The organism is uncultured Methanobrevibacter sp. (genome assembly GCF_900314695.1).
Classification (GTDB): Archaea; Methanobacteriota; Methanobacteria; order Methanobacteriales; family Methanobacteriaceae; genus Methanocatella.
In genome coordinates this window covers 28,924-40,845 of record NZ_OMWD01000005.1, presented here as the reverse complement: position 1 = coordinate 40,845, position 11,922 = coordinate 28,924, and the positions used below count along the sequence as shown (strand labels likewise).

At 32.5% G+C, this 11,922-nt stretch carries 12 protein-coding genes; 4 read left to right on the top strand and 8 right to left on the bottom strand.

Features of this window, described 5'->3' with window-relative positions; genetic code table 11:
• From QZN45_RS02250 to QZN45_RS02240, 3 genes are all read right to left on the bottom strand, one after another.
• Entirely contained in the window at nucleotides 1–141 is a 141-nt protein-coding gene (locus QZN45_RS02250) for a hypothetical protein (protein ID WP_292881728.1), read from the bottom strand.
• Entirely contained in the window at nucleotides 142–546 is a 405-nt protein-coding gene (locus QZN45_RS02245) for a secondary thiamine-phosphate synthase enzyme YjbQ (protein WP_292605526.1), read from the bottom strand.
• A gap of 62 nt (nucleotides 547–608) precedes the next feature.
• Nucleotides 609–2,261, bottom strand: coding sequence for a right-handed parallel beta-helix repeat-containing protein (locus QZN45_RS02240; protein ID WP_296810828.1), 1,653 nt, complete (start codon nucleotides 2,259–2,261; stop codon nucleotides 609–611).
• A 424-nt stretch (nucleotides 2,262–2,685) separates the two neighbouring features.
• Between QZN45_RS02240 and QZN45_RS02235 the strand changes: the two genes are divergently transcribed.
• Entirely contained in the window at nucleotides 2,686–5,643 is a 2,958-nt protein-coding gene (locus QZN45_RS02235) for a right-handed parallel beta-helix repeat-containing protein (RefSeq protein WP_296810825.1), read from the top strand.
• Between the two features lie 98 nt (nucleotides 5,644–5,741).
• Here QZN45_RS02235 and QZN45_RS02230 read toward each other — a convergent pair whose 3' ends face one another.
• From QZN45_RS02230 to QZN45_RS02215, 4 genes are read right to left on the bottom strand one after another with little or no spacing between them, the layout of a single operon-like run.
• A complete protein-coding gene (locus QZN45_RS02230) occupies nucleotides 5,742–5,966 on the bottom strand; it encodes a hypothetical protein (protein ID WP_292605534.1) in 225 nt (74 codons plus the stop codon).
• A gap of 8 nt (nucleotides 5,967–5,974) precedes the next feature.
• Nucleotides 5,975–6,661, bottom strand: coding sequence for a ribose-5-phosphate isomerase RpiA (gene rpiA, locus QZN45_RS02225; protein WP_292605536.1), 687 nt, complete (start codon nucleotides 6,659–6,661; stop codon nucleotides 5,975–5,977).
• Nucleotides 6,662–7,099: a UPF0179 family protein gene (locus tag QZN45_RS02220; RefSeq protein WP_292605538.1), complete on the bottom strand. Its 438-nt coding sequence runs from the start codon at nucleotides 7,097–7,099 to the stop codon at nucleotides 6,662–6,664.
• A complete protein-coding gene (locus tag QZN45_RS02215; protein WP_292605540.1) occupies nucleotides 7,100–8,143 on the bottom strand; it encodes an NAD(P)-dependent glycerol-1-phosphate dehydrogenase in 1,044 nt (347 codons plus the stop codon). It abuts the gene before it with no gap.
• Nucleotides 8,144–8,308: 165 nt separating this feature from the next.
• Here QZN45_RS02215 and proS point away from each other — a divergent pair, with 165 nt between their 5' ends.
• Genes proS through thiD form a run of 3 tightly spaced genes read left to right on the top strand, consistent with a single transcriptional unit; the run spans nucleotide 8,309 to nucleotide 11,129 of the window.
• Nucleotides 8,309–9,712 (top strand): proline--tRNA ligase, encoded by a 1,404-nt coding sequence (gene proS / locus QZN45_RS02210; RefSeq protein ID WP_292605542.1) that lies wholly within the window; start codon nucleotides 8,309–8,311, stop codon nucleotides 9,710–9,712.
• Nucleotides 9,713–9,719: 7 nt separating this feature from the next.
• Nucleotides 9,720–10,394 (top strand): 2-phospho-L-lactate guanylyltransferase, encoded by a 675-nt coding sequence (gene cofC / locus QZN45_RS02205; RefSeq protein WP_292605544.1) that lies wholly within the window; start codon nucleotides 9,720–9,722, stop codon nucleotides 10,392–10,394.
• Complete coding sequence (gene thiD, locus QZN45_RS02200) at nucleotides 10,395–11,129, top strand: bifunctional hydroxymethylpyrimidine kinase/phosphomethylpyrimidine kinase (RefSeq protein ID WP_292605546.1); 735 nt, start codon at nucleotides 10,395–10,397, stop codon at nucleotides 11,127–11,129.
• 36 nt (nucleotides 11,130–11,165) lie between these two features.
• On the opposite strand, the gene QZN45_RS02195 is transcribed toward thiD, so the two are convergent.
• A complete protein-coding gene (locus tag QZN45_RS02195) occupies nucleotides 11,166–11,918 on the bottom strand; it encodes an ABC transporter ATP-binding protein (protein WP_292605548.1) in 753 nt (250 codons plus the stop codon).
• Nucleotides 11,919–11,922: the final 4 nt, after the last annotated feature.

The window sequence follows — 11,922 nt, the reverse complement described above, 5'->3', positions numbered from 1 at the left end:
TTAATACCATAATTTTCTCATTTGTGTTTCAATTTCAGAGTAATTATTCACAGCTGGAGAAGCATCATAATTACTGAAAACAGCAATGAAAATCAACAATAGTACAATAACAACTATCAAAATTATTGTCCATTTCTGCAATTATTCACCAACCATCGTCAAAGTTACTGTTCTTCCACTTCTTGGTCCATCTAATTCAATGAAAAAAACAGATTGCCAAGTACCTAAATCCAATTTTAAATTTTTTATTGGTAATGATTCGCTTGATGAAAGTAAAAATGATTTCAAATGTGATTTTGCATTATTATCGATTTTATCATGCTTGTATGAAAATTTATCATCAATTAAATTATCTAATGTGAATTCCAAATCATTTAAAAGACCAGATTCATTTTCATTAACCACAATGGCTGATGTAGAGTGTTTTGAAAAAATTGAGATGATTCCTTCATCAATATCAATCAGATTATTAATTTGTGAAGTGATATCAATAATTTCAAAGCTTTTATTAGTATTGATTTTTAAAGAATAAGATTTGACTGTCATCAATATATAATTTAATTAAACTTATTAATAAATTAAAGAAAAAAAGAAAAGAAAATGTTTTATTAATATTCATCTTTATCGAATTTACCCCTATATCCATAAATCAACAATCCCATTATGGATAATATGCACATCACTATAAGGCCAGAAGTGTTTGTAAGTTCTTTTGAAGTGGTTACTGGAGGAACAATCTCAAATGCTTTACCTTCCTTAGAAGCTTCGCCATTACCAGTATCTCCGGAGTTCAAATCACCATTAGATAATGCATCCTGTCCATTATCAGAAGTGTCTTGAGATGGAATGTCTGAGCTGTTTGTTCCATAGTTACCTGAGTTTAGTGAATTTGCCACATGTGAACCTGAAGAATTACCACCATGGGAATTACCCTGATAATTGGAGTTTCCATTTACATCAGAAGTTCCTTCATTTCCATTATTATTTTGAGACCCTTTTTCATTATCATTTGATGTTGATGACTTTGAATCTGTTGATTGGCCTTTATCACCTGAAGCATGATAATCATAGTTATAATACTGACCGCCAATTTCTACCTTTACATTATGGTCAACAGTAGGATCCAAATCTTTAACAACTGTTGCTTGCCCATCATTAACTGTAACAGTGTACCTATTCCCATCAACTTCAACATTTGTTTGAAAAGTTGCAAATTCATTTACAGCCCTACCTGAAGAGTCCCTTAATTGAAGAGATAGAGTGTTACTAATGGATAAAGTATCCAAATTCATTAAAGATGCTAAAAGCCTTGGACATACAAAAGTATTTGAGGGATCATTTGAATCATACCAGTTTTGACCCAATTCAAAGTTTTCATTTTCCCAATAATTTTTAGCCTGGTAAAATTCATTATGTGCCAAATAGTTATACTCAACTTTAAGTATGGTGCTTCCAGAACTTTTGAATCCTGAACCTAACAAAAATCCATTACCTGTTTCAAATCCACCCATGCTTGAACGTGGGTCTTTTCTATTATTTGTTAATGAATTTGTTTTAACAACATCATTAGTGGATGTTGAGTTGATATAGACACCATTAGTATTTTCATAAACTTTATTTCTTGCAATTAATGTATGGGAAGACTTGTTGAAGGTTGAAATACCATTTAAGTTATTATGATGAATTGTATTGTTGGTAATATTGCAATAATAAATATTTGAAGTTTCAATTCCAGACCATTTGTTATATGAAATCGAATTATCATATACTAATGTATTTTTTACATCCTGAAGCTGCAAACCATTTTGACTGGCTTTTAGGATATCATTGCCTGAAACAACAATTTTATCAGAATTTTTTACTAAAATACAGTTTTTTCCACCAACAATCTTGTTATCTTTAACCACAACATTTTTTGCATTATCCACGATGACTCCACAATCACTATTTGAAGCGACAATCGTTATTCCAGACAATACACTTCCTGCTGATTTTGATGTGAAATAAAATCCGAAAGTTTTATCTAATCCTAACTTCTTAGCTTTATCAGTTAATTTACCTAAAGTATATACAACACTACCGTTTTTTGAAACAATATTTAATTTTTTATCTACAACCAAAGAAATATCATTATATTCATTATCTGTAAATTCAAAAGTATCTCCATCTTTTGCATTATCAAATTTTGATTGGATATCTTCATTTGACAAATCAGCAGTAATAGTTTCATAATTATCACCACTATCAGAAAGAAGTGTCATATTGTTCTCATAGATATTAGTTGCACTAACTGAAGAAACTAATAATAAGAATAATAGAGATAAGAAAAAAAGAATTAACACTTTTTTGTCCATATTAAAAACTTCCCAATCTTTATTTTTATAATCAAATTATATAAGTTAATAAAATTTTATAAAATAAAAAATTATACCATATACATAATATTGATTAACGAGTATATTTTTGAAGTCAAATCTATATAAATCTAACCTATATAACAGCATTATATTGGAAAATCCTACCGATATAAATCAAATTACACCCATTATATTTGATTAACACTGTTATATTAAAAATTTGAGACATTTTCATTTAAATAATATAAAAATCAATATATAACTAATTACTTATCGATGAAATTTATTGGTATAAGTGATTGAATATATTTAATTTAGAGATGAAAATATGGATAAAAAATGTTTAATATTAGCATTAATGTTAGTATTAATTGTATTTTTAAGTACAACCATAGTATCAGCTGAAAATATAACTGATACTATAGGAAATAGCGAAAAGCTATCAAGTACAGAAGTTACAATTGAAACTACCGATACTAATGATCAAATTCAAACAAAAATAAATAGTTTAAATGATGGAGATACTTTAAATTTCCAACAGGGAGAATATAAAGATATATGCATTTATGTAAACAAAAGCATTACAATAAATGGGAATGGATCCACATTATATGGATATGACAGACCATCTGCAAATACCACTCCCGAAATAATCATGAACAAAACCACAGAAGGTGGTTACGCAATTACAAATCTTGCAACATTATACATTCTCAAAACCAACGGTTTAGTATTAAAAGACATAAAACTTGTCGCAGGTGCAAATAGTGGAACTGATAAAGGGGCAGACTCCAGATACAGCAATTGTGTAATATATAATTATTTCTCAAACCATACAACAATTACAAACACCAGCATTACCGGATGTTCCTGGGGTATTTGGTTCCAAAATTGTGCTGACGGAATCATTGAAAACAATAAAGTTCAAAACCAATTAATTACTGGAATACTCAACTTCCAGTCCCCTAGAACAATAATTAGAAATAACACAGTAACCAATGCCAAAAACCACGGAATTGATGTGAGACATGGCGTTGGACCAAATGTTAAAGTTTTAAACAATACTGTGATTGGTGCTAAAGAAGGTATTTATTTATTACATTCAGCAAAACATGTTGTAACTGGAAATATAATAAGAGATTGTAGTTTAAGCTCAATTACATGTTGTGGTGCTAGCCATATAACTATCAACAATAATAAATTATTAAATTCAAGGATTGGAGTTCTTTTAGGTGGAGGACAACCTGTTGGAGGTGCTTACACAGGATATAACAACATTACCATTGGTGAAAACGAATGGAAATTAGATAATTTACCAATGCCACCATCATTTGTATTTTATGTTGCTGAAGCAAAGGGAGATTATGCAAGTACATCTGCTATGATGGGTACCTACACAGACAGTGGACTAACAAATATAACTTATGCTGAATATAAAGGAATCGAAACACCAAAACCAGTTGTTGTTGATTATGATACAATTTTAAAACCAACCGGTAAAAATGTGACAATTTCTGCAGGAATGACAAATTCCCAAATCCAAACTGCAATTAACGGAATGGAAAATGGAGATACAATAATCTTTGAAAAAGATGCAGTATTTGAAGACATTTGCATTTACATTAATAAAAACATAAAGATTATTGGTAATAATGCAACTTTAAAAGGATTAAACAATGCAAACAAAGAGATAATCAATTCTATAGGATTACCAAGCACATACAATGCGTTACTTTACTCCTCAATCATATATTCCATCAACAACACTAATGTTGTAATAAGTAATTTAAATTTAATTAGCAATTATCCAAATTATTCCAATCCAAATGGTGAAGAATACAAAACTGCATGTATCTTTGCAGAAAACAGTAAAAACATCACCATTACCGGATGTGACATTGATGGAGCATCATGGGGATTATTTGTAGGATTCCAAAAAAATGGTTGTCCTAACTCAATAATAACAAACAACAAAGTATCAAACCAATATACAACAGGAATTATCTGCTTTGGATCACAATTCTCCATAGTTGCAAATAATACTGTAACAAATGCTAAAAATCATGGAATCGATGTGAGATTCAAGGCTAATGGATTTAATGTTACCGTATTTAATAATACCGTTTCAGGTGCAAAAGAAGGTATTTATCTTTTACATTCTTCCGGACACAAAGTATATGAAAATACCATTTTAAACTCAAAAATTAGTTCAATTACCTGTTACGGATCAGGAAACGAATATATATTTAACAACACTTTAAGTGGAAGCAGAATAGCTATCTTGATTGGTGACGGATACTTCAATGTAACTGTAGGTCCAAATACATACAAACCTGATAAATTACCATTCCCACCTACTTTTGAATACTTCATAGTTCAAGGTGAAACCAGATACCAATCTTCAGAAAAAGTAATTGGAACTTATAAAGATTCACAAGCTGTAAACTTAACAGCAGATGATGTGACTGTAGGATACAAGAAGGGTACATTTGAAATTACTTTAAAAGACAACAAAGGTAAAGCAATAGCTAACAAACCAACAACAATTAGCCTCAATGGTGAAGAATACTCTGTTGTGACTGATTCAAATGGTGTTGCTTCTATTAACTTAACTTTAACTCCTGGAAATTATAGTGCCAGCGTACATACTTCAAGTGATTATTACAACAAAGCAGGCAATGCCGAAGCTCTAATCACTGTTAAAGATGACAGAACAGCAACTGCAATAACAGCTAGTGGAAAAACATTCTACTTACAAGCTATTGAAAAAGGCAGCAAATACCAAATAACTCTTAAAGATGCAAACGGTAAAACTTTAGCTGATAAAGATATCACAGTTACATTTAACGGCAAAACCTACAAAACAATAACCAATTCAAAAGGAGTAGCTACTGTTACCCTTAAAGCAACAAAAACAGGTTCTTTAAAAGCTACCGTTAAATTTGCTGGTGATGACGAATATGTAGCAGCTACAAAAACTGCAGCCATCAAAGTCACAAAAGAAGCATCCAAATTAACTGCATCCAAAAAGACTTTCAAGGCTAAAACAAAAACTAAAAAATACACTGTAACCTTAAAATCCAAATCTGGTAAAGCAATATCAAAAGTAAAAGTTACTCTCAAAGTTAAAGGCAAAACCTATAAAGCAACCACCACTGCAAAAGGTAAAGCTACATTTAAAATTACCAAATTAACTAAAAAAGGCAAACACACTGCTACAGTTAAATTTGCAGGCAACAAATACTTTACCGGAAAAACAGTTAAAGCAAAAATAACAATCAAATAAAGAGATTTCCCATAATCTCTTTTAATTTTCTTTTTTTAGTCAAAATCAAAAATAAAAATCAATAAGAGAGATTAAATGCTCCCTTTTAAAAATTCAAATCAGTATGATTTTCTTTTGGAAAAAGCAACATACATTATGAATATTCCAATCAGAATTAAAACAATTTGAGGAAATACTGCAAATATTATTCCTGGAATTATATGCAATTCTGCCAAAAGCCACAAAACACCATAGATTACAAGCAATGCTCCAAACAAAATAGCTAGCTTATACAACAAATCCTTAAAATCATATAATGGCATTCCACCAAACGGACCAGGCACATCATCACCTATAATTCTTTAGTTCCTTTTGGAGTTCCAACAATAACCTTATCTACCATTTGTGAGAAAATTCCATTTTCAACAACACCCGGAATTGTATTCAAGTCAATTTCCATATGTTCAGGTGATTCGATTTTCTCAAATTTGGCATCAATGACAAAATTACCATTGTCGGTTATTACTGGACCGTCTTTTCTTTGAGCCATTCTTATTTCACATTTGGCACCCATATCTTCAAGTTCCTTTATGACCATACGGGATGCATCAGGCAATACCTCAACAGGAACAGGGAATGTGCCTAACTCTTCAACACATTTTGATTCATCGACAATAACAATGAATTTCTTTGCAGCATAATCTACAATCTTTTCTTTAGTATGTGCCGCTCCTCCACCTTTAATTAAGTTGAATTCACTATCCACTTCATCAGCACCGTCCACTGACAAGTCAATGTCGTTTTCTTCCAAAGTAGTGATTGGAATGTTCCATTGTTTGGCTATTAATAATGATTGAAATGATGTTGGAATTCCTTTTACGTTGATTCCTTCATCTTTAATTCTCATACCCACTTTTTCTATAAAGTAATGTGTTGTTGAACCTGTACCAAGTCCTAAAACCATACCGTCATTAACATATTCAGCAGCCTTGTAACCTGCATTTTTCTTACTAGAATCATTACTGCTAGCGCTTTTCATTTAAATCACAAACCCCAAAGTAAGATTATTAAGTTTATAACCTTTTTTACATTCTTCTTTATGTTTTCCATTGTTTTCTAAAACAATACATTTATCATTTTCCTGCAATCCATCAGGGAAACACAAATCATGATAATCGCATTTCTCATCACAATCATGAGCATTATAAGTAAATGTTGATCCTTCAAAAATGTTTTTTGAAGTGGTCAATAAGTCTATTTTGGCAAAATCTATTTCAACAGGAATTACAACCCCTTCTGCATGTATTGGACATTTCTGTTCGCTGTCCTTGACATCCACTACAACATATTTCCTGTTTAATTCCAGGTTTCCAACGCAAGATGATTTAAACCTACAGTTTTCACACTCATCAGCCGGACCTAGAAAAACAAATTCCTGCCCTTTTTTTGCTAAATCTTTTCCTATCAATGTAATCATCTAAATCACCTCTGTTTTATAAGCCAATTCATATGCCGCTTCTTTTGAAATTCCATTATCACCTAAAATAGTATATCTTTCAGGCCTGATTTTATGAGCCATCACCAATGCCTCAATTATGTCTTCTTCTGATATTCCCACTTCCTGGGCGGTTGTTGGTGCTTGTACAGCTTTAAGTGTATCTTTTATTGCCTTCCAATCTCCCCCATGAAGATACATCATCAGAATAGTTCCAATACCACATTGCTCACCGTGCAATGCAGGCTTATCCAAAATCTTATCCAATGCATGTGAGAACAGATGTTCTGACCCGCTGGCTGGACGTGATGAACCTGCAATGCTGATAGCCATTCCACCACTGAACAATGATTTCATGACTATTCTTGCACTTGCCTCAAGATTTGGCTTTATATTGGCCACATTATCAGTGATTAAATGCGCCGACATGATTGACAGTGCAGCTGCTGATTCACTGATAGGTTCATTTTTTAGCCTATGAGCCAATTCCCAATCTTTAATGGCTGTAAAATTTGCAATCAAATCAGCACATCCTGCAGACAGCAGTCTGAATGGGGATTGTGCAATAATTTCAGTATCGGCAATTACAGCTATTGGAGACTGTGCTTTAGCAGATGTTGAAGTATTAGGGTCTTTAATTGAAGCTAAAGGAGATACAATACCATCATGTGAAGCTGTTGTTGGCATGGAAACAAAATAAACACCCTTATTATGTGAAGATAGCTTGGCTACATCGATTATTTTTCCTCCACCAATGCCTAAAACAGTAGTGTCTGAAGTAATCAATTCTTCAACTTCGGCAATTGAATCGTATGTTGCATTGTTGACTTTAATAACATCCCATTCAATGCCTGCTTTTTCAAGGCTTTCTATTGCAGGTTTTGCACCTGCTTCATATGTATGATTGCCTGTAACGATTAAAATCTTTTTATCCAAATGCAAAGACTTACAAATTTCTCCCGTATCTTTTATAATACCCGGATCAATGTAAACTTCACGAGGCATTTGTATTTTCCTATTGCTCATAATATCTCCTAAAATAAATTATACATTAATATATATGTAAAAAGTAATTATAAATAACTTTCTTATGAAAAAATGTCACAACAACTACAAGAAACTTCATCATTAAATAAATTTAATACTTATTAAAAATAGATTATTTAATATTATAAAAATTTATTAGGTGATATGGTGGAAAATTTTGATGAATGGTTTCATGATATTTTAGAAAATGCAAATATTACTGATTCAAGATATCCTATTAAAGGAATGGCAGTATGGATGCCATACGGTTTTCAAATAAGAAAACACTCCATGAACATTATAAAAAAATTATTGGATAAGGACCACGAAGAAGTATTATTCCCAATGCTTGTACCTGAAACTGAACTTGCAAAAGAAGGAATTCACGTAAAAGGATTTGAAGATGAAGTATATTGGGTTACAAAAGGAGGGCAAACTGATTTAAATGAACATTTAGCCTTAAGACCTACAAGCGAAACAGCAATTTATCCGATGTATTCATTATGGATTAGAACACATATTGACCTTCCAATCAAAATGTATCAAATCGTAAATACATTTAGATACGAAACAAAACACACAAGACCATTGATTCGTGTAAGAGAAATTACAACATTTAAAGAAGCCCATACTGCACATGCAACTAAAGAGGAATCCGATGAACAAATCCAAGACTTTATTGAAATTTACAAAGAATTCTTTGATGATTTGGGTCTCCCATATTTAATTTCTAAAAGACCAGAATGGGACAAATTCCCAGGAGCAGACTACACTATGGCCTTTGATGTAATAATGCCAAACGGAAAAACATTACAAATTGGTACAATCCACAATTTAGGTCAAACTTTTGCAAAAACATTTGACATTACCTTTGAAGATAAAGACGGTCAACACAAACTCGTCTATCAAACATGTGCAGGATTATCAGATAGGGTAATCGCATCAGTTATTGGAATTCACGGAGATGACAAAGGTTTACGCTTACCACCAAAAGTATCACCGAACCAAGTTACAATAATCCCAATTTTATTTAAGAAAGGAAAAGAGGAAGTTCTTGCAAAATGTGCTGAAATAAAGGAACAATTGGAAGCTGAAGGCATTAGAGTTAACCTTGATGACAGAGACATCAGGCCTGGTAAAAAATTCAATGATTGGGAATTGAAAGGAACTCCAATCAAACTTGAACTAGGTCCACGTGATTTGGAAAACAATATTACCATAGCCATGAGAAGGGATGAGGAAGAAAAAATAGAAATTCCATTGGATGATGCACTAGCAGATAATATCATTGAATTATTAAATAAATCACAAGACAACCTTTCACAAATCGCATGGGATTTCCAAGCCGAACACGTCAAATTCACAGAAAACATAGATGAAATTTCAGAGCTTGTTGAAGCTGGAAACGTAGTCAAATTCTACTGGTGCGGAGATGAAGCAATCGGTAAGGAAATCGAAGAAAAAACAGGTTATGACATTTTAGGTATTCAGGAAGAAGTATCTGAAGGCAAATGTATAGCCAGCGACAACGATGCAAAATACATTGCTTTAATAGCTAAAACTTACTAGTGATAATATGGACAATATTTATGCAATAATTCCAGTAAGCAAATTCAAAAATGCAAAAACAAGGCTTTCTCCTTTTTTATCAGAAGAAGAAAGGGAAAAACTCCTGAAAGTAATGCTTCAGGATGTAACAGATACCTTAAAAAGATATGTCGATAAAATTTTCATAATCAGCAGAGATGAAGACGTCCTCACTTACGCTAAAAGCCTTAAATTGGATACTATTCTTGAAAATGAAAATTCCAATCTAAACAAAGCATTAACACAGGCAATGAAATTCTGCAAAGGTAAAACCCGAAAGGTCATAATTGTTCCATCAGACATCCCATTGATAGGAAAAACAAACATTGCCATGTTGATTGAAGCATCAAAAAGTCTAGATTTCATTATTGTCCCATCTAAAGGTGGAGGGACAAATATGATGATTATGAAGCCTATGGCTATTCACACTCATTTTGAAGGGTTCAGCTATAAAGAGCATGTCAATGCTGCAGAAAGGAAAAAACTAAACCCCCAAGTTCATGATTCACTATTCATGGCTTTGGATGTCAATACTGCAGAAGATTTGGGTGAAATCATGATTCACGGTGAAAAAACCCATACCAGAAAATATCTAAAAGAGTTGAAAGTGCAGTTTGAGCCTTTCCGTGGAAGTGAAAGAATTAAAGTTACAAGAGCTGATTAGATGATTGTAATGAGCATAGCTGGTGTTGACCCTTCTGCCGGAGCAGGTGTTTTTGCAGATTTAAAGACATTTCAGGCAATTGGTGTTTATGGAACCGGCATCGTAACAGCTCTAACCGCACAAAATCCCTATAAATTCTTTTCAACATTGCCTGTCAGTGAAGACTACATTACTGAGCAAATTGATGCAGTAATGGATTCATATGATGTCGAATTTATAAAAACAGGAATGTTATATTCCCCGGAAATAATCAAATTAGTTTCCAAAAAAATCAAGGAATATGACTTAAAGGCTGTGGTAGATCCAGTCATGGTTGCAACATCCGGCGGAGACTTAACCCAACAGGACATTGCAAAGGCATTGAACAAATATCTGCTTCCAAACTCCATTTTAACAACACCAAATATTGCAGAAGCCGAAAAGTTAACCGGCTTAAAAATTAATTCAAGGGAAGATGCTATTAAAGCCTGTGAAAAAATAGTTTGCGATAGCCTCATTACCGGAGGACATTTGGATGGAATAAACACCATCAACATAAATGGCGAGACCCTGATTGAAAAACAGGAATTAATAGAAACAGATAATTTGCATGGAACAGGCTGTAATTTATCATCAGCAATTGTTGCATATTTAGCAAAAGATAATGATTTAAAAACAAGTATTTTAAAATCCCTCGATTATGTCTATGAAGGGATAAAAAATGGAAATTACGGAACTTTAATAGCTAAAATATAATGTTAAAAAAAGAATAAATGAGATATAGCTGAAAAGCTAATCTCCCATATCCAAACCTTCAACAATGGATTCTTGAAGAGCTATGAATTCTTCAGATTCTCTTTTTCTTGGTCTTTCAATATTTACATCCACGATAGTTGCAATCTTACCTGGATTTTTATCCATAATGACAATTTTATCAGCAAGATACACGGCCTCATCAACATCGTGAGTTACAAAAACAATTGTATTTTCAAATCTTTTCCAAACCCCAATCAGTTGCTCTTGAAGCTTGTGTCTATTTTGCATATCCAATGCAGAAAATGGCTCATCCATAAGTAAGATTGGTGAATGATTAAGCAAAGATCTAATAATTGCAACCCTTTGCTTCATACCACCTGAAAGTTCATGAGGATAGCTATCCTTAAAGTCAATTAAACCAACACTTGTCAAATATCTCTCAGCAGCTGCAATATTTTCTTCCTTGCTTCCCTTTTTGGTCATTTCCAAACCAAAAGTTACATTTTGAAGGACAGTTAACCAAGGAAATAAAGAATATTGTTGGAAAATTACGGCTCTGTCACCGGATGGTTTTTTAACAACTTCATCATTGGCAACAATTTCTCCAGAAGTAGGTTGGTCCAATCCTGCAATTAATCTTAAAAGAGTTGTTTTACCACATCCTGATGGTCCTAAAAGGCAAACTAACTCCCCATCATTAATAGTTAAATTAATATCCTCTAAAACAGATAATTTATCTGATTTTTTACCTTCAAAGGATTTATTAATATTTTTTACCTCAATTGACATTCAT

Coding starts and splice junctions, on each gene's coding strand:
- QZN45_RS02245 (WP_292605526.1), bottom strand. CDS start 546: ATGACAGTCAAATCTTATTCTTTAAAAATCAATACTAATAAAAGCTTT.
- QZN45_RS02240 (WP_296810828.1), bottom strand. CDS start 2,261: ATGACACTTCTTTCTGATAGTGGTGATAATTATGAAACTATTACTGCT.
- QZN45_RS02235 (WP_296810825.1), top strand. CDS start 2,686: ATGGATAAAAAATGTTTAATATTAGCATTAATGTTAGTATTAATTGTA.
- rpiA (WP_292605536.1), bottom strand. CDS start 6,661: ATGAAAAGCGCTAGCAGTAATGATTCTAGTAAGAAAAATGCAGGTTAC.
- QZN45_RS02220 (WP_292605538.1), bottom strand. CDS start 7,099: ATGATTACATTGATAGGAAAAGATTTAGCAAAAAAAGGGCAGGAATTT.
- QZN45_RS02215 (WP_292605540.1), bottom strand. CDS start 8,143: ATGAGCAATAGGAAAATACAAATGCCTCGTGAAGTTTACATTGATCCG.
- proS (WP_292605542.1), top strand. CDS start 8,309: ATGGTGGAAAATTTTGATGAATGGTTTCATGATATTTTAGAAAATGCA.
- cofC (WP_292605544.1), top strand. CDS start 9,720: ATGGACAATATTTATGCAATAATTCCAGTAAGCAAATTCAAAAATGCA.
- thiD (WP_292605546.1), top strand. CDS start 10,395: ATGATTGTAATGAGCATAGCTGGTGTTGACCCTTCTGCCGGAGCAGGT.
- QZN45_RS02195 (WP_292605548.1), bottom strand. CDS start 11,918: ATGTCAATTGAGGTAAAAAATATTAATAAATCCTTTGAAGGTAAAAAA.